A 25,407-nucleotide genomic window follows, 5' to 3' on the forward strand; every position below is an offset into this window, starting at 1 on the left:
AGCCCTCCGCCGTGGTCCTGTACGAGTACCCGTTCAACGAGAGCATCCGCACGATGCTCCGCCTGGAACACCTGTTCGACCGTCTCGGCACCTTGATGGCCCGTGACCCTGCGCTCGACCATCATTTCGCGCTGGTCACGCTGTTCGAGATCCTCGACGTCGCCTCGCGCGCCGACCTGAAGAGCGACCTGCTCAAGGAGCTCGAAAAGCACAAGGCGCAGTTCAACGCCTACCGCGGCAGCCCCGGTGTCGATGACACGCGGCTGGATGAGGTCGTCGCCCGCATCGACGGTGCCTACCAGCGCCTGAACGCGCTGACCGGCAAGACTGGCGCGACGCTGAACAGCAACGACTGGCTGATGAGCATCCGCAGCCGCATCAGCATCCCGGGCGGCACCTGCGAGTTCGACCTGCCGGCCTACTACAACTGGCAGCAGCTGCCGCCGGTGCGCCGCCGCAAGGACCTGATGGGCTGGGCCCAGACGTTGATGCCCATGGCCGAAGCTCTGCAGGTGCTGCTGAGCCTGCTGCGCGACTCCGGCGCGCCGCACAAGGTGGCGGCCACGGCCGGCCAATTCCAGCAGAGCCTGCCGGCCGGCCGGGTCTACCAGCTTCTGCGCATGCGCCTCGACCCCAGCCTCGGGCTGATCCCCGAGATCTCGGGCCACCGGCTGATGATCTCCATTCGCCTGATGCGCCAGGACGAGGAAGGCCGGCTCAAGCTGGCCGCAGAAGACAGCGGCTTCGAGCTCGCGCTTTGCCAGTGAATAGCCAATGAAGACGAACGCCCAAGGTGAGCGCATCGTGCGCTGCCCGCAGTGCGGTGGCGACAGCGTGTTCGCGCCCAGCAACAAATGGCGGCCGTTTTGCAGCGAGCGCTGCCGGCAGATCGACCTCGGCGCCTGGGCCAGCGAGTCCTTCCGCGTACCCGCCACGCCGCCGCAGAACCCCGATGAATACGGGCCGGACGGCGAACCGCTGGTGCATTGACTGGCGCTGATCAGGCGTTCAGCAGCCGCCTGGAGATCAGCTCCCGCCGCGCGCTGGCGGCGTCCGTGAACAGGAAGGACTGCCAATCACGCGACAACGCCGCGTCGACGTTGACCGGGTGGTCATCGATGAAGAGCAGCTCCTGCGGCTGAGCGCCGAAGTGCCGCTCGGCCATCGCAAAGATTTCTGCGTTCGGCTTGATCTGCTTGATGCGGCCCGAGAACAGCCCCGATTCGAACCACTCGGTGAGCGGATAGGTCGTGCTGAGGTGGTCCGCGTAGGGCTCGGGCATGTTTGACAGGAAGTGCAAGGTATGCCCCGCCGCCCGCAAGTCGCGGATCAGCACCACCGTGCCCGGGATGGGCATCAGCTCATCGGGCACCGCGCGCACGACAGCCTCGACCTCGCCGCGCGGCCAGCCGGTGCGGGCGGAGATGCGGCGCACGACCTCGTCTGCACCGATCAGGCCCTGGTCGAACAGACCCCAGTCGCCGCCGTAGTTCTGGAAGAACTGCGCCGCCGCCTGGGCGCCCTGCTCCAGCGTCTCGATGCGCTGCGGCCAGATGCGCGCCAGGAAGCTGGCCGGGTGCCAGCGGAAGACGACGCCACCGAAGTCGAAGACGATCTTCATGCGGCCACCAGTCGGGTGAGCAGGCCGGCCGTGGAGCCGTCCAGGCCGGCGGTGTCGCCGCTGTCCAGGCGCGGCAGCAACTGGTTGCACAGCGCCTTGCCCAGCTCCACGCCCCACTGGTCGAAGCTGTTGATGCCCCACAGAGCGCCGGTGACGAAGACGCGGTGCTCGTAGAGGGCGATCAACGCGCCGAGGGAGCGCGGCGTCAGCGCGTCCAGCACGAGGGTCGTGCTCGGGCGGTTACCTGGAAAACTGCGGTGGCGCGACAAAACCGCGCGGTCCAGTGTCGCGGAAGCGGTGGGCGCTGTTTCGCTCAGCGCCTCGGCAGCGGTCTTGCCCTGCATCAGCGCCTGGCTCTGGGCGAGGCAGTTGGCGAGCAGCTTGCGGTGCTGGTCAGCCAGCTTCGCTGCCAGCTCGCCGGTCACGCCGTGGTTGGGGCGCTTCACGGCGATGAACTCGACCGGGATGACGTCCGTGCCCTGGTGCAGCATCTGGAAGTAGGCGTGCTGGCCGTTGGTGCCGGCCTCACCCCAGACGACCGGCGATGTGCCAAGCGGCAGCGCGTTGCCATCCAGGTCGACCCCCTTGCCGTTGCTCTCCATCTCCAGCTGCTGCAGATAGGCCGGCAGCCGACGCAGGCCCTGGTGGTAGGGCGCGACGCTGCGGCTGCTGAAGCCGTGGAAGTTGCGGTACCAGATGTCGACCAGACCCAGCAGCACCGGCAGGTTCTGCGCCAGCGGCGCAGTGGCAAAGTGCTGGTCCATCGCATGCGCGCCGGCCAGCAGCGCGCGGAAGTTGTCGGCGCCGACGGCGATGGCGATGGGCAGGCCGATGACCGACCAAAGGGAGTAGCGGCCGCCGACCCAATCCCAGAAGCCGAAGGCCGTGTCGATGCCGAAGGCCGCAGCGGCGGCAGTGTTGCTGCTGGTGGCAACGAAGTGGCGCGCCACGTCCGTGCCACCGGCGGCGGTAAACCAGGCCTTGGCCGCCTGCGCGTTGGCCAGCGTCTCCTGCGTCGTGAAGGTCTTGGAGGCGATGACGAAGAGCGTGTGCTTCGCGTCCAGGCCGGCCAGCACGGGGACCAGGTCGTGACCGTCGACGTTGGAGACAAAGTGCAGGGTCAGATCACGGCGGCCGAAGGCCTGCAGCGCCTGCACGACCATGGCGGGGCCAAGGTCACTGCCGCCGATGCCGATGTGGACGACATCGGTGATCTGGCCCCGCTCGCCGCGGCGCACGCTCTCGGCAAAGGCCAGCATCGCGTCCAGCGACGCCTGCACCTCGGCGTTAAAGGGGGCGTCACTGCCGGCCGGCGCGCGCAGCGCCGTGTGCAGCACCGCGCGGCCCTCGGTGTGGTTGACGGGGTCGCCGCGCAGCAGCGCATCGCGCCGCGCCTCCAGGCCACAGTCGCCGGCAAGCTTCAGCAGCAGAGCCAGCGCGGGCGCGTCGATGCGGTTCTTGGACAGGTCGGCAAAGACCTCGGGCGCTTCAAATGACAGCGCGCCGAACCGTCCCGAGTCGGTCGCGAAAGCCTGGCGGATGTCGAAGCCGCGACCACTCGCGGCGTAGTGGGCTTGGAGTTCAGCCCAGACGGGAGAGAGGTCGCAGCGCGTCGACATGGTCAGGCCTCCTGGATCAGCTTGTCGAGCTTGCCGGCATCGACCGCGAACTGGCGGATGCCTTCGGCCAGTTTCTCCGTCGCCATGGCGTCCTCGTTCAGCGCGAAACGGAAGGCGGCCTCGTCGAGATGCTGCGCGGGGATGTCGGACGGCGTCGCCGGGTCGAGCGCGCGCTCCAGCTTGGCATCGGTCGCCTGCAATTGCGCCAGCAGGTCGGGGCTGATGGTCAGCAGATCGCAGCCGGCCAGCGCCTGGATCTGGCCGATGTTGCGGAAGCTCGCGCCCATCACCTCGGTCTTGATGCCGTGCTGCTTGAAGTAGGCATAGATCTGGCTCACCGACTTGACGCCGGGGTCGTTGACGCCGGCCTGCGCGGCTTCGTCCCAGTTGCTGCCCGCCGACTTCTTGTACCAGTCGTAGATGCGGCCGACGAAGGGCGAGATCAGCTGCACCTTGGCTTCACCGCAGGCCACGGCCTGGGCAAAGGCGAACAGCAGTGTCAGGTTGCAGCGGATGCCTTCACGCTCCAGCTCGGCGGCGGCCTGGATGCCTTCCCAGGTCGATGCCAGCTTGATCAGCACGCGCTCGCGCGCGATGCCGGCGGCCTCGTACAGGCCGATGATGCGGTGGGCACGGCCTAGGCTGGCGGCCTTGTCAAAGCTCAGGCGCGCATCGACCTCGGTGGACACGCGGCCCGGCACGACCTTGAGGATCTCCAGCCCGAAGCGCACGAGCACATGGTCGACGATTTCGTCGAGGGGCTTCTCGCGGTGGGCGGCGACCGTTTCTTTCAGCAGCGGCGCGTAGTCGGGCGACTGGACGGCCTTGAGGATCAACGAGGGATTGGTTGTCGCGTCGCGCGGCGCAAACTGCGCCAGCTGCAGGAAGTTACCGGTGTCGGCAACGACGGTGGTGAGGGCTTTGAGCTGGTCAAGTTGGTTCATGGCGTCCGTTCCGGATTGACCCGGGGAAGAAACTGCTGCATAGTATTTCACGAAACTTAGTTACACAACGGTTAGCGCCATCCTGGTTTCACATAGGGGGACGCTGGCCTGGAGACTCCGCAGATGTCCTTCGATCTCGTGTTTTTCGGTGGTACCGGCGACCTGACGTGGCGCAAGCTGATGCCCGCACTTTTCCAGGCCTTCCGGCATGGCAAGCTGCCTGAGGGAGGTCGAATTCTCGCCGTGGCACGTGACGAACAGACGGACGAACGCTACCGCGAATGGCTGAAGGAGCGCTTCCGCGAGGTGGACGGCGCCAAGCGCCCGACCGACGAGGAGTTCGAGAAGTTCGGCGCGCTGATCCACTACCGCCGCATGGATTTGTCGCAGCCCGAGCACTACCAGGGCCTGAAGGACTGGCTGGACGCGCGCAATGCCGACACGGTCGTCCTTTATTTGGCGACCAGCCCGCATCTGTTCACCGGCATCTGCCAGCAGCTGGGTGCCGTCGGCTTGAATCACCCCAAGGTGCGCGTGGTGCTGGAGAAGCCGCTGGGCCACGACCTGGCCAGCGCGCAGGAGATCAACCGCGCGGTGCGCAGCGTCTTTGCCGAAAGCCAGGCCTTCCGCATCGACCACTACCTGGGCAAGCCCTCGGTGCAGAACCTGATGGCGCTGCGCTTCGGCAATGCGCTGTTCGAGCCGCTTTGGCGCCGCGAAAGCATCGCCAACATCCAGATCACGCTGGCCGAGCGCCTGGGCGTGGGCACGCGCGGCGCCTTCTACGACGGCACCGGCGCTCTGCGCGACATGATCCAGAACCATGCGCTGCAGCTGCTGACGATGATCGCGATGGAGCCGCCGAGCAGCAACGACGCCGACGCCATCCGCGACGAGAAGCTCAAGGTGCTGCGCTCGCTCAAGCCCTTCACGGCCGAGAGCGTGGCTCGCGACGTCGTGCGCGGCCAGTACCGCGCCGGCAGCATCGAGGGCAAGGCCGTGCCGGGCTATCTGGAAGAAGTGAAGGTGCCTGCGGACAGCCAGTGCGAAACCTTCGTGGCCCTGCGTACCGAGGTCAACAACTGGCGCTGGGCCGGTGTGCCCTTCTATCTGCGCACCGGCAAACGCCTGGCCGAGCGCGACGCGCAGATCGTCGTCAACTTCCGCCAGGTGCCGCACAAGATCTTTCCTGGCGGCAGCCAGCCGAATCGCCTGGTCATCAAGCTCCAGCCCGAGGACGGCCTGGAGCTGCAGCTGCTGGCCCAGAAGGGCGCCAGCCACGGCGAACAGCTGACCCCGGTGTCGCTGGACCTGGACTTCGACAAGGCCTTTGCGACGCAACGGGTCGGCGCCTACGAGCGCCTCCTGCTGGACGCCATCGCCGGCCGCCTGAACCTGTTCGTGCGCAGCGATGAGCAGGAACAGGCCTGGCGCTGGGTCGAGCCCATCCTGGACGCCTGGGAAGCCGACACGAGCGGCCCCCGGCCTTATTCCTGCGGCTCCTGGGGCCCGGCCGCCGCCAGCGCGCTGGTTGCACGTGACGGTTTCCACTGGGCGGAAGAGCAATGAGCATCCTCGAACGAGTGAAGGCGGCGCTGCCTGCCCTGCCGCCAGCGGAACAACGGGTCGCAAAGCTGCTGTTGCTGGACGCACGCAGCTTCGCCAGCCTGCCGGTCAGCGAGCTGGCCGACCGGTCGCACGTGTCCAAGCCGACGGTGGTGCGCTTCTGCCGCAGCGTCGGCTACGACGGGCTGGCGGACTTCAAGCTGAAGCTGGCCGGCAGCGTCAACGAGGGCGTGCCCTTCGTGCACCGCGCCGTGGATGAGGACGACAAACCGCAGGACATCATCGTCAAGGTGGTGGACAACGCTGTCGCCGCCCTGCTGCACTACCGCAACGACGCCGCCAGCCATGCCTTCGAGCGTGCCATCGAAGCGCTGGCTGACTCGGCCCGCCACAACCGGCGCATCGAGTTCTACGGCGTCGGCAATTCGGGCATCGTCGCCCAGGACGCCCAGCACAAGTTCTTCCGCCTCGGCGTGAATACGGTCGCGACCAGCGACGGCCATGTGCAGCTGATGAGCGCGACGATGCTGAGCGCCGGTGACTGCGCCGTCATCATCAGCAACTCCGGCCGCAGCCGCGACCTGCTGGATGCCGCCGACATCGCGCGCAAAAAGGGCGCGACCATCATCATCATCACGGCCAGCGCCTCGCCGCTGGCGCAGCTGGCACTGGGCCCCAGCCAAATCCTGCTGGCAGTGGACCATCCGGAAGACTTTGACCGCTACAGCCCGATGGTGTCGCGGCTGCTGCACCTCATCGCGGTGGACATCCTGACGACGGGTGTGGCGCTGAAGCTGGGCCAGCAGCTGCGGCCCATGCTTCAGGAGATCAAGAAGAACCTGCGCGCGAAACGCTACGCGGGTTGAACGCTTGCCGGCTGATCAGCTGACCGCGGGTGCCGGCCAGAGCAGCTCGGCCACGCCGTAGACGCGGGCCAGTTCGCGCAGCTTGTCGGGCGCATCGTCAAGCTTCAGCGTCGCGCCTTGCTCGGTGCATTGGCGCCCGGCGGACAGCAGCAGGCTGAGCGCCGAGGAATCGAAGTCCCTCAACTCCGCCGCCGAAAGCCGCACCTCGCGGCCGGCCGCAGCCAGCACCTGGGCGGCCTCGGCGCGCAGGGCGGGCGACATCTGCGCCCAGGCGGCACGGGCGCCGTCCGTGCGCAGCCGCGAGGGCAGCTTCAAACCGCTCAAGATCAGCTCTTGGCGGCCGGTGCGCCGGCCTTGGCGTTCTTGTCGGCCAGGCTCTTGATCAGGCCGTCGATGCCGTTGGCGCCGATCTCCTGGGCAAAGCTGTTGCGGTACTGGTCGGCAAGCCAGATGCCAAGCACATTGACGTCATAGATCTTCCAGCCGGCGGCACCCTTCTCGAGGCGGTAATCAAGCTGGATGGCGTCGCCCTTGCCGCGGATCTCGGTACGTACGACGACCTCGGTGTCAGTAGGCTGGGCGCGCAGCGGCTTCAGGCCGATGGTCTGGTCCTTCACCTGGGTCAGCGCCCCGGCGTAGGTGCGCACGAGCAGCGTCTTGAACTCGGCCTGCAGGCGGGCCTGCTGGTCGGGCGTGGCCTGGCGCCAGAAGCGGCCGACGGCAGAGGCCGTCATGCGCTGGAAGTTGACGTGGGGCATCACCTTGGCGTCGACCAGGGCAATGATCTTGTTGACGTTGCCCGCCTGGATGTCCTTGTCGGCCTTGACGGCCTCGATGGTTTCCAGGGAGAGCTGGCGAATCAGTTGGTCGGGCGCGCCGGCGTCGGCGGCATGCGCGGAGTGCACGAGGCCCAGGCCCAGGGTCGCAATGGCGGCCACGGTCAGCACACGGCGGCGCAGGGAAGTCAGCAAAGTCATGGTGTCGCTTTCTCAGAACAGGACCAGCGCTTAACGCACGAGCCCAGGTTTTGGTTGGCCTAGCGTGAGGCGGCGGATGCGGGTTCAGCAGGCATTTTCACGGCCGGCGCAGATGCCGCAGCCTCCGGCGCAGAGGCCGCGTCAGCGGGCGCCGAAGCCCCGTTACCAGGCACCAGCACCTCGACCTCTTCGTCATCGTCGAAGCTGCCGCGGCGCTGCAGATAGGCGTCGCGGTAGAAGGTGTACTTGTCCAGCGCGATGCCCTCGAGCATGGCGCCGGCGCGCAGGAAGTTGGCGCGTGTGTTGACCAGGCTCAGCGTCGTGATGGCGACCTTCTTGCTGCCGTCGTCGAAGACAACGCCAGGCGAGGCCTGCCAGTCGACCGGCAAGGCCAGCGAGTCGCGCACGGACGACGGGCCGAACAGCGGCCAGACGATGTAGGCCCCCGTACCCATGCCCCAGTGCCCCAGCGTCTTGCCGAAGTCCTGGCTGTTCTTCTCCAGGCCCGCCTCGGTGGCGATGTCGAGCACGCCAGCGAGGCCGAGCGTGGAGTTGACGGCAAAGCGCATACCCTGCTCGACACCCGCCTTGAAGCGCCCTTGCAGCATCAGATTGAACGCGGACCAGGCGTCGCCGATGTTGCCCATGAAGTTGTCGATGCCAGTGCGGATGGGCGAAGGCACGATCTCGGAGTAGGCCGTTGCGACGGGTTTCAGCACGTTCGCATCCAGCTTCTCGTTGAAGGCGAAGACCTTGCGGTTCCACTCCTCCCAGGGGTCCAGGCGCTGACCCTTGGAGCCCATCACCTTGTCCAAAGCTTTGTCGATACGCGTACCGACGCCCTTGACGGTCTGGCAGCCCACCAGGCCCGTCGTCAATACGAGCAGCGCGAACCAGCGGATCACTTGGCTCACGGCTTGCCTCCCGAGGCTGCGACCGGCGTGGCGGCACTGCCCATGTCAGAAGCCTTGCTGTTGATGAACTGGCCGATCAGGTTCTCCAGCACGACGGCGCTCTGTGTCTGGCTGATCAGATCGCCAGCGGCGAGGTTCTTCTCATCGGCCCCCGGCTCCAGGCCGATGTACTGCTCACCAAGCAGTCCTGACGTGAGGATCTTGGCGGAGCTGTCCTTGGGGAATTGCGTCGCCTTGTTCAGGTTGATGACGACCCTGGCCTGGAAGGTCTTGTCATCGAAGCTGATGGTTTCCACGCGGCCGACGACGACGCCAGCGCTCTTCACCGCCGCGTTGGGCTTGAGGCCGCCGATGTTGTCGAAGCGCGCCGACACCTGGTAGGTCGCGTCGAAATTGAGGCTGAGCAGATTGCCGGCCTTCAGCGCTAGGAAAAGCAGCGCCGCGCCGCCGAGCAGCACGAAGAGACCCACCCAGGCGTCATGTCGAGAGGCTTGCATGTGGTGTCCCTGACTCCAATCAAATCGAAAACATCATCGCGGTCAGCATGAAGTCCAGCGCCAGCACGGCGAGGGACGACAGCACGACGGTGCGCGTGGTGGCTGCGGACACGCCTTCCGGCGTGGGCCGGCAGGTATAGCCCTGCAGCAGCGAAACAAAGGTGACGGTCACACCGAACACCAGGCTCTTGACGACCCCGTTGCCGATGTCCTTGAACACATCCACGCCGCCCTGCATCTGCGACCAGAAGGCGCCGGCGTCGATGCCGATCAGCGGCACCGCCACCAGCCAGCCGCCGATGATGCCGAGCGCCGAGAAGACTGCCGCAAGTAAGGGCATGGCAATAAAACCGCCCCAGAAACGCGGCGCGAGCACGCGCTGCACGGGGTCGACGGCCATCATCTCCATGGCGGTCAGCTGCTCGCCGGCCTTCATCAGGCCGATCTCGGCTGTCAGCGATGTGCCAGCCCGGCCGGCGAAAAGCAGCGCCGTGACGACCGGCCCCAGCTCGCGCACGAGGCTGAGCGCGACCAGCAGGCCGACCGCCTCCGCAGAGCCGTATCGCTGCAGCGTGTAGTAGCCCTGCAGCGCGAGCACAAAGCCGACGAAGAGGCCAGACACGCCGATGATGGACAACGACTTGTTGCCCAGGTGGAAGACCTGCTCGCGAACCAGGACGAAGCGCGCCAGCGCCTTCGGCGAGCGGCCCATCAGGCTGATGAACAGCCGTGCGGACGAGCCGACGTCAGCCAGCGTCAGCCGCACGCCGGCGCCGATGCGGGCGGCGAAAGCCATCATGACGTCATCCCGAAGTCTTCGGCCACGGAGTTGGCCGGCTGGTGGAAGCGCACCGGCCCGTCGGGCTCGGCGCCGACGAATTGACGCACGAGCGGATCGTCGCTGTTGCGCAGTTCGTCCGGCGTGCCCTGGGCGACGACGCGGCCGTTGGCCACCATGGCCACCTCGTCGGCGATGCCGAAGGTTTCGTGCAGGTCGTGCGAGACGATGATGCTGGTCAGGCCCAGCGCGTCGTTGAGGTCGCGGATCAGGCGCGCGGCAATACCCAGGGAAATCGGATCCAGGCCGGCGAAGGGCTCGTCATAGAGCACCAGGTCAGGGTCCAGCGCGATGGCACGGGCCAGCGCCACGCGGCGCGCCATGCCGCCGGAAACCTCGCTGGGCAGCAGGTCGCGCGCACCGCGCAGGCCGACGGCATTGAGCTTCATCAGCACCAGGTCGCGGATCATGGCTTCCGGCAGATCGGTGTGCTCGCGCAGCGGAAAGGCCACGTTCTCGAAAACGCTGAGGTCGGTGAACAAGGCGCCGAACTGGAACAGCATGCCCATGCGCCGACGCACGGCGTAGAGGCCGTCCAGGTCCAGCGGCGCCAGGTCCTGGCCGTCGAACAGCACCTCGCCCGAGATGGGGCGCAGCTGCCGGCCGAGCAGGCGCAGCACGGTGGTCTTGCCGCCGCCGGAGGTGCCGATCAGCGCCAATATCTTGCCCCGCGTCAGCTTGAGATTGACGCCGTCCAGGATCACGCGGTCGCCATAGCCGACGCTGACATTGCGCAGTTCGATCAGGGGAGCGGTGGTCAAGGAGTTCACGCGGGCGGGCCGAAACCTGCGGACAGAAAGGGCGCCATGATAGGGGAAACACCGAGTGTCGCTGGGCAGCCCCTGAATGCGCCCAGAAAGATGCCGATAAGCCGTCCAGACGCCGCCCGCTGTGGTTGTTAAGCCTGGCAGCCCACGTCAACCCCGTGGACGACTGCTGCGGGCGCCTAAAGCGTGTGCCAGTTCACAGATGGGGAGCCTCCTGCGACCAGCGTTCATCGCGCCGCGACGAGCGGTAGGCTGCAATCAGGGGTCGACACCAAAATAGCCGCAACCGCCATGAATGCTGCCGCCATGCCCCCCCGCCAACACCGATGCACTCCCGCCAGGGGCTTCACGCTCGTCGAGCTGATGATCACCGTGGCCATCATCTCCATCCTGGCTGCGGTAGCGGTGCCGCAGTACACGAGCTACATCACGCGCGGCCGTATCCCCGATGCGACCAACATGCTGGCCACCCGGGCGGTGCAGGCCGAGCAGTACTTCCAGGACAACCGCACCTACGCCAACACAGGCACCGCGAACAATCCCGGCTGCGTCAGCGACAGCTCGGGCAAGAGCTTCAACTTCAGCTGCTCTTCGGCCACGGCAACGGGGTTTGTCATCCAGGCCGTTGGCAAGGGCACGATGGCCGGCTTCACCTACACGATCAATCAAGCGAATGTGAAGACGTCTACGGTGCCGACGGGCTGGACTGGCTCATCCACCTGCTGGGTCATCAAGAAGGACGGCTCGTGCTGAGCATGAGGCGTCACCGGGGCGTGAGCATGGTCGAGGCCCTCGTGGCGCTGGTGATCGGCGGCATTCTGCTCGCTGCGGCCCTGCCCAGCTTCTCCGCCTGGATCACCGGCACGCGCATCCGGGCGACGACCGAGGGCCTGCTGGCCGGGCTCCAATACGCCAAGAGCGAAGCGACGACGCGCAACACGCAGGTGCGCTTCCAGCTCACGACGTCGCTTGACGCCACCTGCCGCCGCGCCACGACCAGCGGCAACTGGGTCGTCGATGTCGTCGACGCCAATGCCGCAGAGGACTCGGTCGAAGGCCAGTGCAACGCAGCGCCAAGCGACACCGTCGCGCCCAGCATCCTGCAGCTGCGTGCAGCGACGGAGACCGGCAGCGGCGCGCTCGTGAGCGCCGGCGCTGACCAGATCATCTTCAACGGCCTCGGCCGTCAGGCTCCGGTCGCGGCGGGCGGAGGGACAAACGCCGTCACCATCGACGTGACACCTGTCACCACCAGCGGCCGCTGCCTGAGCGCAGGTGGCAAGATCACCTGCCTGCGCATCGTCGTCTCGCCTGCGGGCCAGGTGCGCATGTGCAACCCCAGCGCCGCCACTGGCGACCAGCAAGCATGCTGAGCTACCCACGCCCGCGCCGCGCGCAGTCCGGCGTCATGCTGCTTGAAGTGCTGATCGCACTGCTGATCTTCTCGCTCGGCGTGCTCGGCCTCGTCGGCCTGCAGGCCAGCGCCGTCAAGCAGTCGGGCCAGGCCAAGTACCGCGCCGATGCGACGCTGCTGGCCAATGAGCTGATCGGTCAGATGTGGCTCAGCGGCCGTACCTTTGCGGTCCTTCAGGCCGGCTTCAGCAGCACCGGCGCTGGCGGCGCCCAATACAACACCTGGAAAGCCCGCGTTACCACGGCACTGCCCGGGGCCGCCGCCAATCCGCCGACAGTTGCCCTGGCGGCGATTCCTGCGCTCCCCGTCCTCATCGCAGGCGTCGAGGTGCCTTCCGCGGAGCCGCCCAGCACTCGCGTGACGATCACCATGCGCTGGAAGGCGCCTGGCGAAGCCACCAGCGACCCCGCTCACAGCTTTGTGCTGGTCAACGAGATCAAGTGATGCGCAGCCTCGCTTTCATGTCCTCTCGCAAGGCAGCCGGCTTCAGCCTTGTTGAACTGATGGTCGGCATCGTCGTCGCCATGGCGGCGGTGGTCGTCGTCATGCAGGTCTTCAAGGTGTCCGAGGGCCAGCGCCGCAACACCACGGGCGGCGACGACGCCGCAACCACCGGTGCCATCGCGGTGAGCCTGCTGCAGCGCGATCTGCGTCAGGCGGGACAGGGCTTCGTGAACCCGCAGATGCTGGACTGCCAGCTGAACCTCGGCAACGGCCGCAGCGTGGGCGACTTGGTACCGGTCCACATCAACCCGACCACCATCCCGGCAGGCGACGACAACACAGACGTGCTGTTGATCAACTACGGCTCGGGCTGGGGCGCGCCGGAGGGCGGTCTGATCATTTCCCAGCCGGGGCCGGCGCAATACAACACCGGGGCGCCGCAGGCGTATCAGGTCGGTGATCGCCTCATCGCAACGCCGGCCATCCGCACGGCACCGTGCTCGCTGACCCTGACCAGCTTGGCCGCCGCACCGGCGGGCAACACCGTCACGGTGGGCTTCGGCATCGCTGGCGCCTCCGGCGGCATGCTGTTCAACCTGGGGCGCACGCCGCGCTTCATCGCCTATGCCGTGCGTTCGGGCCGGTTGACCGCCTGCGACTTCCTCGTGCAGAACTGCACCAACGCCGCGCCGGACAACTGGACGGAGATCGCCGACAACATCGTCAGCATGCGGGCCGAGTACGCGATCGACACGACATCGCCGACGCGGGACCTGGTCGTCGACAGCTACGCGCAGAGGCCGCCCACCGCGTTGTTTCCCGTCGCAGCGTGCGCCTGGTCGCGCGTCTACGGCCTGCGGCTTGTCCTGGTCGCCCGAAGCCGCCAGTCAGAGACGAGCGATGTGGTGGCCCCGGCGCCGACGTGGTCGTCAAGCGCCTCCACGCCCATCACGCTTGAGGATGGGTGGGAGCGCTTTCGCTACAAGACCTTCGAGACCACGGTGCCGCTGCGCAACATGCCGCTCGCCTTCACAGGATGCCCCTGACCATGCGCGCCTCCCCTCGTCGCCAGCACGGCCTCGTTCTCGTGCTCGCCCTGGTCGTACTGGCGGCCATGTCACTCGCTGCCGTTGGATTGATGCGCGGCGTGCTGGGCAGCAACCGCGTCGCCGGCAACCTGGCCTACCAGCAGGCCGCAGTCCAGGCCGCCGATGTCGGCGGCGAAACGGCCATCGCATGGCTGGAGCAGATGGACAAGGAAAAGCTGGCCGGCAGCGCGCCGAGTTCGCCCCCCGTCGACGCCAACCGGCTTTACAACAACCTCCTCAAGACCGCCGGCTCCCGATTCAATTACGTGGCCACGCGTGCCGACCCCGGGGTGAACCAGACGTGGGAAGGCTTCTGGCAGACCCTCGTGGGCGCCGGGCAGGTCAACGACCTGCCCGCAGATGCGACAGGCAACCGGGTGTCCTTCGTCATCCATCGGCTGTGCGCGCGTTCGGGCGCGCCGAAGGACGCGGTCTGCGAGACCTCGCCGGTCATGTCTTCGTGCGAAGGCTGCAGCCATGGCCCCGAGGAACAACTCGACGGCCTGGGGCAGGTCTATTACCGCATCACCGTGCGAGTCCAGGGGCCGCGCAACGCCACCAGTTTCATTCAAGTCATGGCCGCGATCTGAGCGCCCTTTACTGACGAGGTCATCATGAAGTTCAGTTCGCTCCGCCCTTTCATTGCCCTGCTCACAGGACTCCTGGCCCTTGGCTTGAGCCTGCCCGCCTCGGCCGCCGTCACGGACATCGCGCAGTCGCCCCTGATCGTTGCTTCGCCCGATGCCGTCAAGGCCAACCTGCTCTTCATCCTTGACGACTCGGGTTCGATGAATTTCGACTACCTGCCCGACCACGTCAACGATGCGATGTGCCGCAGCACCGGAGCCACGCCGACCAACAGCGGCAACTTCGGCAATGCCTGCTGCATCGGCGGCAGCGACAGCGCGGCCTGCTGGCTCAACGCCGCGCCGTTCGGCACGGCCCGTGGCCAGCCGCCTTTCCTCGCCTCGGCCTTCAACGGCCTCGCCTACGACCCGGCCATCCACTACAAGACACCGGTCAAGGCCGACGGCAGCAACTGGGCAAGCCAGACCCGCTCGGTGACGACCGGCTGGACGTCGGTCAAGAACGATGCCTACAACGTCCAGAACACCGGCAGCATCGACCTGACCACGCAATACCCCGACACAGCCTGGTGCGTGGACGCGACCTTCACCGACTGTCTGCGCAACGACAACTACGTGTTGCCCGGCACCGTGGACGGCAAGGCCTACACGACTTATTTCGCCACCGTCGCCTCGGGCAGCGGTTCAGTCGCGACAGGTGCGCCGGACAACGCCACGACCGCCGCGCGCTCATTCGGGCCGCACTACTACGTCATCGTCGCGGCCGAGTACTGCAACAACGTCAACCTGCGCGACTGCCAGGGGTCGTCCAGCGGCGCCTACACCATCCCCGCGCCGCTGCGCTGGTGCCGGAGCGACGCGGATTCGAGAGCCTCGACGCCTGCCGTGGCCGCCTGCCAGGCAACCCGCAACGGCACCTTCTCCTTCGCCCGCTTCCCGACCAAGTTCTTCTCGGCAGGCTCGGCCGGGTCCGCTGCGGCGCCGGCCAAGACGACCTTTTCGTTCACCGCCAGCCCGAGCTGCGCCATCCAGGTGACCGCAGTGACGGTCAGCGGCGTCAACCTGTTGAATGCCATCACGGCGTCGAGCAATAACCGCAACACCATCGGCACGCAGATCGCGGCCCAGATCAACGCCAAAACAAGCTCGACGGGCTACTCCGCCGGCACGACCAACAACGGCCGCACCGTCACCATCACCGCGCCGGCCGGCCTCAACACGACCGCCACGGTCAGCCTCACGCGCACCCCGACGAACTGCACCTTTCCGCTTGATGTCGCGAACCCGGCCTTCAGCGGCTACGCGCCCGCCGTGGCGCCGGTGCCGGGCAGCTTCACGGGCCGCTTCCAGCGCGTCGACATCGTGTCCACACGCACCAGCTACCCCAAGGCCGCGACCCGCGTCGACTGTGTCGCCTCAGCGGGCGTCTGTTCGTACGACGAGGAGATGACGAACTTCGCGAACTGGTGGACCTACTACCACACGCGCATGCAGTCGATGAAGTCGTCGGCCGGCCTGGCCTTCGGCGCCATCGGCAACAACCGTCGCGTCGGCTACCTCAGCATCAACAACAGCACCAGCAAGGACTACCTCAATCTCAACACCTTCGAGGACGTGGCTTCCAGCAGCTACACGCAGAAGTCCAGCTGGTTCGCCAAGCTCGTGGCGGCCAAGCCGAACAACTCGACACCGCTGCGCGCCGCGCTTTCGACGGCCGGCAAGCTGTTTGCCGGCAAGCTGAACAACACCTCGCTCAACGGCTCCACCGTCAAGGACCCGATCCAGTACTCCTGCCAGCGCAACTTCACCATCCTGTCCACCGACGGCTTCTGGAACGAGACGGCCACGCCGACCAAGCCGGACGGTAGCGAAATGGGCGACCAGGACGGCGCGCTGGAACGGCCGAGATACGACGGCACGGCGACAACGAATACGTTGGCGGACGTTGCGGCCTTCTACGCAACTACCGACTTGCGTACCGGCACGACCGGCACCGCGGCCTGCCTCAGCGGCAGCGGCACCAACGCCGATGTCTGTGGCAACACCACCAACGCAGCGGTCAAGCCTGACGAAGTGCAGAGCATGAAGACCTTCACGCTGGGCCTGGGCGCCTCGGGCTACATGCAGTTCTCGCCCAACTATCTGACGGATGTCACGGGTGACTTCTATTCGGTCCGGGAAGGCGTGGCTCCCAATTCGGCGGCGGGCATCTGCACCTGGCAGACCAGCGGCAACTGCAATTGGCCGACACCGGTAAGCAATACGCTGACCACCATCGATGACCTTTGGCACGCGGCCGTGAACGGCGGCGGGACCTATTTCAGCGCCTCCAACCCGACATCGCTCTACACGGGGCTGGCCAGCGCGATCAAGGCGCTGGACGGCCAGACAGGTGCCGCCGCAGCCGCCTCGGTCAGCAACCCCAACGTGGCGACCGGTGACAACAAGGTCTTCGTCTCGAACTTCATCTCATCGGAATGGTCTGGCGAAGTGCGCAGCCTGGAGATGAACATCGAGACCGGCGCCATCAACCTGGAATCGCCGAACTGGTCCGCGCGCGAGCAGCTTGATGTCAACACCTCGCGCACCATCTACATGTTCGGCGGCTCTGACGCCAGCAAGCTCAAGCCGTTCGACTGGGCCAACATGACCTCGGCCGAAAAGGCCAATTTCAACCTGCCCAACCTGACGACGAGTGGACGCGCGCTGAGCCAGTTCTGCACCTTTGGCCCCTATTGCGTGAGCAGTGGCGATCAGGCGTTGGCCGCTGGCGAGAAGCTGGTGAAGTTCCTGCGCGGTGAACGCACCAACGAGGGCGACCTCTCGGACCCGAGCAAGTACTTCCGCCAGCGCGCTCACGTGCTGGGTGACATCATCAGCTCAGAGGCTGCCTATGTCTCCAAGCCGCGCCTGGCCTATGTCGACTCTGGCTACGGCGCTTTCAAGTCCACTGCCGCCACCCGCACCGGCATGATCTACGTCGCCTCCAACGACGGCATGGTGCATGCGTTCAACGCAGAGACAGGTGCCGAGGCCTGGGCCTTCGTGCCGACCTCCGTGCTGCCCAACCTTTACAAGCTGGCGGACAAACAGTACGCCACCCAACACCAGTACTTCGTCGACGGCTCGCCCGTCTCCCGCGACATTTACATCAACGGCGAATGGCGCACCTTGCTGGTGGGCGGCCAAGGGGCCGGTGGTCGCAGCTACTACGCACTGGACGTGACCGACCCCACGGCCCCCAAGGCGCTTTGGGAGTTCACCGACAGCAACCTGGGCCTCACCTTCGGCAAGCCCGAGATCGGCAAGCTGAAGGACGGCACGTGGGTGGTGATGTTCGGCTCGGGCTACAACAACGTCTCGCCGGGCGACGGTGTCGGCCGCCTGTACGTCGTCAACGCCGCCACGGGTGCACTGGTTCGCAGCATCTCCACCGGCGCAGGCAGCACCGCTTCACCGGCCGGCCTGGCTCACATCACGGCCTGGGTTGACGACAGCAAGGTCGACAACACCAAGCAGCGCGTTTATGCCGGTGACAACCTCGGCAACGTCTGGCGTTTCGACATCAACAACATCATCGGCGCCGCAGGCTATGACGCCCAGCGCATCGCCACGCTCAAGTCCAGCACCGGCGTGGCGCAACCCGTGACGTCTCGGCCTGAGCTCGGTCGGGTAGGCGAATACACGATGGTCTTCGTCGGCACGGGCCGTTACCTCGGCCAGACCGACCTGAGCGACAGCACCTCCCAGAGCATCTACGGCATCAAGGACAAGCTGGACACCACCGACATCGGTGATCCGCGCAGCGCCGGCAACAGCTTCGTCGAACAAGTGCTGACTGCGGGGACCTGCCCGTCGGGCCTCACTGCATGCCGCCCCGGCCAGGTCATCCGTACCAACAATGCGCCGAAGGCAGTCAATCTCGCGGTGAACGGCGGCTGGTTCGTCGACCTGCCGCAGAGCCGGGAACGAGTCAACACTGATCCACAACTGGTGCTGGGTACCCTGATCGTCACATCGAACGTGGTCGATGCAGGCAACATCTGCACCGCAGACGGCACCAGCTGGATCAACTACTTCGACTATCGCAGCGGTGCGCCGGTCAGCAGCAATCTGGCGAGCGTGGCCATGGGCGATGCCTCCACGCGCATGACGGTGACCCGGCTGATCAATGGCGACGTCATTGGCACCGTCCTCGGCGCTGGAGGCGGCGTCAAGCAGGCGCCACCCGACATCGCCGGGCAAAGCGACAAGACCCGTCGCGTGTCGTGGCGCGACCTGCTGCAGCAGTGAGCGGGTGAACGGGGCGAAATCCATCGCGGCCTGCGTCGCCCTCGCCGTCGGCGGGCATGCCGCCTTGCTCGTGCGGGGGGCGCCGGACGCGGGGGATCAGGTCCGTGAGGCCGCAAGGGCGCTGACCGTGCGGCTTCAAGCGGACGACGCTCCTGCGATGAATGCCCCTGAACCCGAGGCTGACGAAACCGCTGCGGCCCTGCCCACCCCGCGGTCGACACCAACGCCGGCCGAAGGCCCTGCGCCCTCCATCAGCACCGAAGCAGCGCCGTCATTCGACGGCGGGCCGCCCGGCATCGACTTTCCCGATGCGCCCTTGCCTGAACGCGGTGCCGATGTCCGGGCCTACCTCACGCTGGACGATCAAGGCGCGGCTCAATCCGTCATCACGGCGGCCTCGCCCGGCCTGCCGGCGGGATTCCAGAGATTGACCGAACTCGGCCTCAAGCAGGCCAGGCTCCACCCCGGCCAAGGCACGCGCTACTGCTTGCTGGTGCGCTTTGAACCCGAAGCCTCATCGGCCAAGCTGGCCTGGCTTCCCGGCGCCGCGCAGGACGCCGCGCGCTGCCTCGCGGGCGCCCTGCCGGCACCGCGCGAGATCACGTCAACGCCTTAGCGCGGCAGGCTGCTCACGCCCATCAGGTATTCGTCCACCGCCTTGGCGGCCTGGCGGCCTTCGCGAATGGCCCAGACGACCAGGCTCTGGCCGCGGCGGATGTCGCCGGCGGCGAAGACCTTGTCGACGTTGGTCTTGTAGGCATTCACGCCCTCGGTCGACGCCTTGCCGTTGCCGCGGGCGTCCTTGTCGACGCCGAAGGCTTCCAGCACGGTGGCGACCGGGGCGGTGAAGCCCATGGCCAGCAGGGCCAGGTCGGCCTTGAGGATCTGCTCGCTGCCTTCGACCTCGGTCATCTTGCCGCCCTGCCATTGAAGGCGCACGGTCTTGACGCCGGTGAGCTTGCCCTTCTCACCGATGAATTCCTTGGTGGCGATGGCGAACTCGCGCTCGCAGCCTTCCTCGTGGCTGGACGAGGTGCGGAGCTTGATCGGCCAGTACGGCCATGTCATCGGGCGGTCTTCCACGTCGGGCGGCTGGGGCAGCAGCTCGAACTGGGTCACGCTCTTGGCGCCGTGGCGGTTGCTCGTGCCGACGCAGTCGCTGCCGGTGTCGCCACCGCCGATGACGATGACGTGCTTGCCGTCGGCGCGCAGCTGGTTCTTCAGCTTGTCGCCGGCGTTGACCTTGTTTTGCTGCGGCAGGAACTCCATCGCGAAGTGCACACCGGCCAAGTCGCGGCCGGGGACCGGCAGGTCGCGCGACTGCTCGGCGCCGCCGGTCAGCACGACGGCGTCGAACTGGGCTTTCAGGTCGTCGGCCGAAATGGTTTCCTTGGCCCAGTTGGTGACCTTGCTGCCCTCGGGCAGCGAAGCGACCATCACGCCGGTGCGGAACTCGACGCCCTCAGCCTTCATCTGCTCGACGCGGCGATCGATGTGGGTCTTCTCCATCTTGAAGTCCGGGATGCCGTAGCGCAGCAGGCCGCCGACGCGGTCGTTCTTCTCGAACAGCGTGACGCTGTGGCCGGCACGCGCCAGTTGCTGCGCGGCCGCCATGCCCGCTGGGCCCGCGCCGACGACGGCGACTCGTCTGCCTGTCTTGACCTTGGGCGGCTGCGGCAGCACCCAGCCTTCGCTCCAGGCACGGTCCGCGATGGCGTGTTCGATCGACTTGATGCCCACCGCGTCGTCATTGACGTTCAGCGTGCAGGCGGCCTCGCAAGGCGCGGGGCAGATGCGGCCGGTGAACTCGGGAAAGTTGTTGGTGCTGTGCAGCACCGTGCTGGCGTTCTTCCAGTCCTCCGGACGGCCCTTGTAAACGAGGTCGTTGAAGTCCGGAATGATGTTGTTGACCGGGCAGCCGCTGTTGCAGAACGGCGTGCCGCAGTCCATGCAGCGCGCACCCTGCTGCTTGGCCTGCTCGACGTTCAGGCCGATGACGAATTCCTTGTAGTTCTTCAGGCGAACCGGCGCGGGCTCGTAGCCCTCTTCCAGACGCTCGTATTCCATGAAGCCGGTGACTTTTCCCACGAGCTTTCTCCTTAGACCTTGGCGGGCTCGGCCTGCTTGGCCTGAGCGATGGTGGTGGCGGCTTCCTTGGCGGCGTTGAGTTCACCCAGGGCGCGGCGGTATTCGTTCGGGAACACCTTGATGAACTTGCTGCGCGCTTCGGCCCAGTGGTCGAGGATGTCGCGCGCACGCTGGCTGCCGGTCCAGCGGTGGTGGTCTTCGAGCAGCTTGCGCAGGATGGCTTCGTCGGTCTGCGCGTCGCGGTCGACGCCGTCCACACCCTTGGTGCGGTGCCAGATCGCCTTGTCGACGCTGGCCTCCTGCTCCTGTGCGGTCATGAACTTCTCCAGCGAGACCATGCTGGTGTTGCAGCGCTTGGCGAAGTGGCCGTCCTCGTCGTAGACGTAGGCGATACCGCCGCTCATGCCTGCGGCGAAGTTGCGGCCCGTCTTGCCGAGCACGGCGACAGTGCCGCCGGTCATGTATTCGCAGCCGTGGTCACCGGTGCCTTCCACAACCGCCGTGGCGCCGGACAGGCGCACCGCGAAGCGCTCGCCCGCCACGCCGCGGAAGAAGGCCTCGCCGCGCGTTGCGCCGTACAGCACGGTGTTGCCGACGATGATGTTCTTCGTCGCATCGCCGCGGAAGTCGATGCTCGGGCGCACGACGACGCGGCCGCCGGACAGGCCCTTGCCGGTGTAGTCGTTGGCGTCACCGATCAGATAGAAGGTGATGCCGTGCGCCAGGAAGGCGCCGAAGCTCTGGCCGCCTGTGCCTTCCATCTGGATGAAGATGGTGTGGTCGGGCAGGCCCTCGGGCTTGCGACGGATCAGCTCGCCGGAGAGCATCGCGCCCACCGTGCGGCGCACGTTGGTCACTTCCTGCATGAACTGCACCTTCTCGCCCTTCTCGAAGGCGGGCAGGCACTTCTCGATGAGCTTGACGTCCAGCGCACGGCCCAGGCCGTGGTCCTGCACATCGTTGTGGATGCGGGCCACGTCGGCCGGCACGACCGGGCGATGGAAGATGCGGCCGAATTCCAGGCCCTTGGCCTTCCAGTGGGAGATGGCCTTCTTGGTGTCCAGCCAGTCAGAGCGACCGATCAGTTCGTCGAACTTGCGCACGCCGAGCTGGGCCATGATCTGGCGCGCTTCCTCGGCGACGAAGAAGAAGAAGTTGACGACATGCTCCGGGCGGCCGGAGAACTTCTTGCGCAGCACCGGGTCCTGGGTGGCCACGCCCACCGGGCAGGTGTTGAGGTGGCACTTGCGCATCATGATGCAGCCCTCGGCCACCAGCGGTGCCGTAGCGAAGCCGAACTCGTCGGCGCCCAGCAGCGCGCCGATGACGACGTCGCGGCCGGTCTTCATCTGGCCGTCGGCCTGCACGCGCACGCGGCCACGCAGGCGGTTGACGACGAGGGTCTGCTGCGTCTCGGCCAGGCCCAGCTCCCACGGCGTGCCGCAATGCTTGATGGACGACCAGGGCGATGCGCCCGTGCCGCCGTCATGGCCGGCGATGACGATGTGGTCGGCCTTCGCCTTGGCGACGCCGGTGGCGATGGTGCCCACGCCGACTTCGGAGACCAGCTTGACCGACACATCCGCCCGCGGGTTGACGTTCTTCAGGTCGTGGATGAGCTGGGCCAGGTCCTCGATGGAATAGATGTCGTGGTGCGGGGGCGGGCTGATGAGGCCGACGCCGGGCACCGAGTGGCGCAGCATGCCGATGTACTCGGACACCTTGCCGCCGGGCAGCTGGCCGCCTTCGCCGGGCTTGGCGCCCTGTGCCATCTTGATCTGGATCTGGTCGGCGCTGACGAGGTATTCGGTCGTCACACCGAAGCGGCCCGACGCGACCTGCTTGATCTTGGAGCGCAGGCTGTCGCCTTCGTTCAGCTCGTAGTCGGCCTCCATGATCTTGTGGCCGAGCACGTCGCCGATCTTGGCGCCCTGGACGATCTTGATGCCCTTGAGCTCGTTGCGGTAGCGGGCCGGGTCTTCACCGCCCTCGCCCGTGTTGCTCTTGCCGCCGATGCGGTTCATCGCCACGGCCAGCGTCGCGTGGGCTTCGGTGGAGATGGAGCCCAGCGACATGGCGCCGGTGGCGAAACGCTTGACGATGTCGGCGGCTGACTCCACCTCTTCCAGCGGCACGGCCTTGGAGGAGTCGAACTTGAACTCGAACAGACCGCGCAGCGTCATGTGGCGCTTACTCTGGTCGTTGATGATCTGGGCGTATTCCTTGTACGTCTCGAACTTGCCGCTGCGCGAGCTGTGCTGGAGCTTGGCGATGGCGTCAGGCGTCCACATGTGGTCTTCACCGCGGACGCGCCACGCGTACTCGCCGCCGGCGTCGAGCATGCTGTCCAGCAGCGGGTCGTCGCCGAAGGCACCGTCGTGCATGCGGATCGCTTCCTCGGCCACCTCGAAGACGCCGATGCCGCCGACCTGCGTGGGTGTGCCGCGGAAGTACTTCTCGACGAAGTCGGCCTTCAGGCCGATGGCCTCGAAGATCTGCGCGCCGCAGTAAGACATGTAGGTCGAGATGCCCATCTTGGACATGATCTTGGACAGACCCTTGCCCACAGCCTTGATGTAGTTGTAGCGGGCCTGTTCGGACGTCAGCTTGGCCGGTAGTTCGTCCTTCATCGCCTCGAGCGTCTCGAGGGCGAGGTAGGGGTGGACGGCTTCGGCGCCATAACCGGCCAACACGGCGAAGTGGTGCACCTCGCGCGCGGTGCCGGTCTCGACGACCAGGCCAGCCGTCGTGCGCAGGCCTTCACGCACCAGGTGGTGGTGCACGGCGGACAGAGCCAGCAGCGCCGGGATGGCGATGCGATCGGCGCTGAGGTGGCGGTCCGTGATGATGAGGATGTTGTGGCCGCTCTTGATGGCGTCCACGGCCGAGGCGCACAGCGAGGCCAGTTGCGCTTCGACACCGGCGCGCCCCCAGGAGACCGGGTAGGTCACGTCGAGTTCGCTGGACTTGAACTTGCCGTTGGTCGGGCCCGCGATGCCGCGCAGGCGCGCCATGTCGTCGAAGTCAAGGATGGGCTGGCTGACCTCCAGGCGCATCGGCGGGTTGATGGCGTTGATGTCCAGCAGGTTCGGCTTGGGGCCGATGAAGCTGTTCAGCGACATCACGATGTTTTCACGGATCGGGTCGATCGGCGGGTTCGTGACCTGGGCGAACAACTGCTTGAAGTAGTTGTAGAGCGGCTTGTTCTTGTTCGACAGCACCGCGAGCGGCGAGTCGTTGCCCATCGAGCCGATGCCCTCTTCGCCATTGGCGGCCATGGGCGCGAGCAGGAACTTGATGTCTTCCTGCGTCGTGCCAAAGGCCTGCTGGCGGTCCAGCAGCGAAGTGGTGAAAGCCGGGCGCGCGGCTTCGGCGGAGACGGCGATGTCGTCCAGCTTGACGCGGACGTTCTCGATCCACTGGCGGTAGGGGCGCGCGTTGGCGAACTGGTTCTTCAGTTCCTCGTCGTCAACGATGCGACCCTGCTCCAGGTCGATGAGGAACATCTTGCCGGGCTGCAGGCGCCACTTCTTGACGATCTTGCTTTCCGGGATGGGAAGCACGCCCGACTCGGAAGCCATGACGACGAGGTCGTCGTCGGTGATGCAGTAGCGAGCGGGGCGCAGGCCGTTGCGGTCGAGCGCAGCGCAGACCTGGCGGCCGTCGGTGAAGGCCATGGCGGCGGGGCCGTCCCACGGCTCCATCATCGCGGCGTGATATTCGTAGAAGGCGCGGCGGCGCTCGTCCATGCCTTCGTGCTGCTCCCAGGCCTCCGGGATCATCATCATCGCGGCGTGCGCGAGCGGATAGCCGGCCATCGTCAGCAACTCAAGCGCGTTGTCGAACGTAGCGGTGTCGGACTGGTGCTCGAAACTGATCGGGTAGAGCTTCTTCAGGTCATCGCCCAGCACCGGCGACTTCATGACGCCTTCGCGGGCGCGCATCCAGTTGAAGTTGCCTTTGACCGTGTTGATCTCGCCGTTGTGGCAGACCATGCGGTAGGGGTGGGCCAGGGGCCACTCCGGGAAGGTGTTGGTGGAGAAGCGCTGGTGGACGAGGGCAATGGCCGAAACCACGCGCGGGTCAGCCAGGTCCTTGTAGTACTTGCCGACCTGGTCGGCCAGCAGCAAGCCCTTGTAGATGATGGTGCGGCAGCTCATGCTGGGCACGTAGTACTCGCGGCTGTGCGTGAGCTTGAGTGCCTGGATGGCGCTGGAGGCGGTCTTGCGGATGACGTAGAGCTTCCGCTCAAGCGCGTCCGGCACGATGATGTCCGGGCCGCGGCCGATGAAGATCTGACGGATCACCGGCTCCTTCTCGCGCACGGTGGGCGACATGGGCATGTCGCGGTCCACCGGCACGTCGCGCCAGCCGATCAGCACCTGACCTTCGGCCTTGATGGCACGGGCGAGTTCCTGTTCGCAGGCCAGGCGGGAGGCGGCCTCCTTGGGCAGGAAGATCATGCCGACGCCGTATTCGCCCGGCGGCGGCAGCGTGATGCCCTGCAAGGCCATCTGTTCGCGATAGAACTCGTGCGGCACCTGGATCAGGATGCCGGCGCCGTCGCCCATCAGCTTGTCGGCACCGACAGCGCCGCGATGGTCCAGGTTCTCGAGGATCTTCAGACCCTGCTGAACGATGTTGTGCGCCTTGTGGCCCTTGATGTGAGCGACGAAGCCGAGGCCGCAAGCGTCCTTCTCACTGGTCGCCCGGTAGAGCCCGTTCTCGGCAAGGTCTTGAAGCTCGGACTGAATCTGCGCGGCGTGGCTCATGGCGCCCTCCTGGAACACGACAGCGGCGAGCGTAACGCAGGAGATCCCATGCATCAACCCAATAAAATGGGGTCAGAGTCGGTTTAACTTCATCAGGCGCTTCAGATTGATT

At 66.4% G+C, this 25,407-nt stretch carries 22 protein-coding genes; 11 read left to right on the plus strand and 11 right to left on the minus strand.

Annotation, left to right across the window (positions count from 1 at the left end; genetic code table 11):
- The first annotated feature begins 11 nt into the window (after positions 1 to 11).
- Together zapD and AC0IZJ_RS25115 are read left to right on the plus strand one after the other, a co-directional pair.
- Positions 12 to 767 (plus strand): cell division protein ZapD, encoded by a 756-nt coding sequence (gene zapD, locus AC0IZJ_RS25110; RefSeq protein WP_471854450.1) that lies wholly within the window; start codon positions 12 to 14, stop codon positions 765 to 767.
- 7 nt (positions 768 to 774) lie between these two features.
- Positions 775 to 990, plus strand: a complete 216-nt coding sequence (locus AC0IZJ_RS25115; RefSeq protein ID WP_348014033.1) for a DNA gyrase inhibitor YacG — start codon at positions 775 to 777, stop codon at positions 988 to 990.
- 10 nt (positions 991 to 1,000) lie between these two features.
- Here AC0IZJ_RS25115 and AC0IZJ_RS25120 read toward each other — a convergent pair whose 3' ends face one another.
- From AC0IZJ_RS25120 to tal, 3 genes are read right to left on the minus strand one after another with little or no spacing between them, the layout of a single operon-like run.
- Positions 1,001 to 1,621: an HAD family hydrolase gene (locus tag AC0IZJ_RS25120; RefSeq protein ID WP_471854451.1), complete on the minus strand. Its 621-nt coding sequence runs from the start codon at positions 1,619 to 1,621 to the stop codon at positions 1,001 to 1,003.
- Positions 1,618 to 3,240, minus strand: a complete 1,623-nt coding sequence (gene pgi / locus AC0IZJ_RS25125; protein WP_471854453.1) for a glucose-6-phosphate isomerase — start codon at positions 3,238 to 3,240, stop codon at positions 1,618 to 1,620. The genes AC0IZJ_RS25120 and pgi overlap by 4 nt, the downstream gene beginning before the upstream one ends.
- A gap of 2 nt (positions 3,241 to 3,242) precedes the next feature.
- Complete coding sequence (gene tal / locus AC0IZJ_RS25130; protein ID WP_471854454.1) at positions 3,243 to 4,184, minus strand: transaldolase; 942 nt, start codon at positions 4,182 to 4,184, stop codon at positions 3,243 to 3,245.
- Positions 4,185 to 4,307: 123 nt separating this feature from the next.
- Here tal and zwf point away from each other — a divergent pair, with 123 nt between their 5' ends.
- Positions 4,308 to 5,753: a glucose-6-phosphate dehydrogenase gene (zwf, locus tag AC0IZJ_RS25135; RefSeq protein WP_471854456.1), complete on the plus strand. Its 1,446-nt coding sequence runs from the start codon at positions 4,308 to 4,310 to the stop codon at positions 5,751 to 5,753.
- Between the two features lie 2 nt (positions 5,754 to 5,755).
- A complete protein-coding gene (locus tag AC0IZJ_RS25140; RefSeq protein WP_457421018.1) occupies positions 5,756 to 6,616 on the plus strand; it encodes a MurR/RpiR family transcriptional regulator in 861 nt (286 codons plus the stop codon).
- 15 nt (positions 6,617 to 6,631) lie between these two features.
- On the opposite strand, the gene AC0IZJ_RS25145 is transcribed toward AC0IZJ_RS25140, so the two are convergent.
- Genes AC0IZJ_RS25145 through AC0IZJ_RS25170 form a run of 6 tightly spaced genes read right to left on the minus strand, consistent with a single transcriptional unit; the run spans position 6,632 to position 10,603 of the window.
- Complete coding sequence (locus AC0IZJ_RS25145; RefSeq protein ID WP_471854458.1) at positions 6,632 to 6,940, minus strand: STAS domain-containing protein; 309 nt, start codon at positions 6,938 to 6,940, stop codon at positions 6,632 to 6,634.
- Positions 6,941 to 6,942: 2 nt separating this feature from the next.
- Positions 6,943 to 7,593: an MlaC/ttg2D family ABC transporter substrate-binding protein gene (locus AC0IZJ_RS25150; protein WP_471854460.1), complete on the minus strand. Its 651-nt coding sequence runs from the start codon at positions 7,591 to 7,593 to the stop codon at positions 6,943 to 6,945.
- 59 nt (positions 7,594 to 7,652) lie between these two features.
- Positions 7,653 to 8,507 (minus strand): MlaA family lipoprotein, encoded by an 855-nt coding sequence (locus AC0IZJ_RS25155; RefSeq protein ID WP_471854462.1) that lies wholly within the window; start codon positions 8,505 to 8,507, stop codon positions 7,653 to 7,655.
- The gene (gene mlaD, locus AC0IZJ_RS25160) at positions 8,504 to 9,004 is read right to left on the minus strand and encodes an outer membrane lipid asymmetry maintenance protein MlaD (protein ID WP_471854464.1); all 501 of its coding nucleotides are present in this window, start codon (positions 9,002 to 9,004) and stop codon (positions 8,504 to 8,506) included. The genes AC0IZJ_RS25155 and mlaD overlap by 4 nt, the downstream gene beginning before the upstream one ends.
- 19 nt (positions 9,005 to 9,023) lie before the next feature.
- Positions 9,024 to 9,803 (minus strand): lipid asymmetry maintenance ABC transporter permease subunit MlaE, encoded by a 780-nt coding sequence (gene mlaE / locus AC0IZJ_RS25165; protein ID WP_471854466.1) that lies wholly within the window; start codon positions 9,801 to 9,803, stop codon positions 9,024 to 9,026.
- Complete coding sequence (locus AC0IZJ_RS25170) at positions 9,800 to 10,603, minus strand: ABC transporter ATP-binding protein (protein WP_471854468.1); 804 nt, start codon at positions 10,601 to 10,603, stop codon at positions 9,800 to 9,802. Before AC0IZJ_RS25170 ends, mlaE begins: the two co-directional genes overlap by 4 nt.
- A 312-nt stretch (positions 10,604 to 10,915) precedes the next feature.
- On the opposite strand from AC0IZJ_RS25170, the gene AC0IZJ_RS25175 reads away from it, so the two are divergent.
- The 7 genes from AC0IZJ_RS25175 to AC0IZJ_RS25205 all read left to right on the plus strand — a co-directional run bounded on the left by AC0IZJ_RS25175 (position 10,916) and on the right by AC0IZJ_RS25205 (position 19,051).
- Positions 10,916 to 11,362: a type IV pilin protein gene (locus AC0IZJ_RS25175; protein WP_471854470.1), complete on the plus strand. Its 447-nt coding sequence runs from the start codon at positions 10,916 to 10,918 to the stop codon at positions 11,360 to 11,362.
- Positions 11,363 to 11,364: 2 nt separating this feature from the next.
- Positions 11,365 to 11,982 (plus strand): pilus assembly FimT family protein, encoded by a 618-nt coding sequence (locus AC0IZJ_RS25180; protein ID WP_471854473.1) that lies wholly within the window; start codon positions 11,365 to 11,367, stop codon positions 11,980 to 11,982.
- Positions 11,976 to 12,467, plus strand: a complete 492-nt coding sequence (gene pilV / locus AC0IZJ_RS25185) for a type IV pilus modification protein PilV (protein WP_471854475.1) — start codon at positions 11,976 to 11,978, stop codon at positions 12,465 to 12,467. The genes AC0IZJ_RS25180 and pilV overlap by 7 nt, the downstream gene beginning before the upstream one ends.
- Positions 12,467 to 13,513 carry a PilW family protein gene (locus AC0IZJ_RS25190; protein ID WP_471854477.1) on the plus strand — a complete coding sequence of 349 codons (1,047 nt, stop codon included), beginning with the start codon at positions 12,467 to 12,469 and terminating at the stop codon, positions 13,511 to 13,513. Before pilV ends, AC0IZJ_RS25190 begins: the two co-directional genes overlap by 1 nt.
- Before the next feature lie 2 nt (positions 13,514 to 13,515).
- On the plus strand, positions 13,516 to 14,145 hold the full coding sequence (locus AC0IZJ_RS25195) for a PilX N-terminal domain-containing pilus assembly protein (RefSeq protein ID WP_471854478.1): 630 nt from the start codon (positions 13,516 to 13,518) through the stop codon (positions 14,143 to 14,145).
- Between the two features lie 24 nt (positions 14,146 to 14,169).
- Positions 14,170 to 18,435, plus strand: a complete 4,266-nt coding sequence (locus AC0IZJ_RS25200; protein WP_471854480.1) for a pilus assembly protein — start codon at positions 14,170 to 14,172, stop codon at positions 18,433 to 18,435.
- A gap of 157 nt (positions 18,436 to 18,592) precedes the next feature.
- Positions 18,593 to 19,051 carry a hypothetical protein gene (locus AC0IZJ_RS25205; RefSeq protein ID WP_471854482.1) on the plus strand — a complete coding sequence of 153 codons (459 nt, stop codon included), beginning with the start codon at positions 18,593 to 18,595 and terminating at the stop codon, positions 19,049 to 19,051.
- On the opposite strand, the gene AC0IZJ_RS25210 is transcribed toward AC0IZJ_RS25205, so the two are convergent.
- Positions 19,048 to 20,523 carry a glutamate synthase subunit beta gene (locus AC0IZJ_RS25210; protein ID WP_471854484.1) on the minus strand — a complete coding sequence of 492 codons (1,476 nt, stop codon included), beginning with the start codon at positions 20,521 to 20,523 and terminating at the stop codon, positions 19,048 to 19,050. The two genes, AC0IZJ_RS25205 and AC0IZJ_RS25210, sit on opposite strands and share 4 nt — an antisense overlap.
- An 11-nt stretch (positions 20,524 to 20,534) precedes the next feature.
- Positions 20,535 to 25,295 carry a glutamate synthase-related protein gene (locus tag AC0IZJ_RS25215; protein ID WP_471854486.1) on the minus strand — a complete coding sequence of 1,587 codons (4,761 nt, stop codon included), beginning with the start codon at positions 25,293 to 25,295 and terminating at the stop codon, positions 20,535 to 20,537.
- Between the last annotated feature and the right edge of the window lie 112 nt (positions 25,296 to 25,407).

This window comes from Roseateles sp. AC306, from assembly GCF_979253795.1.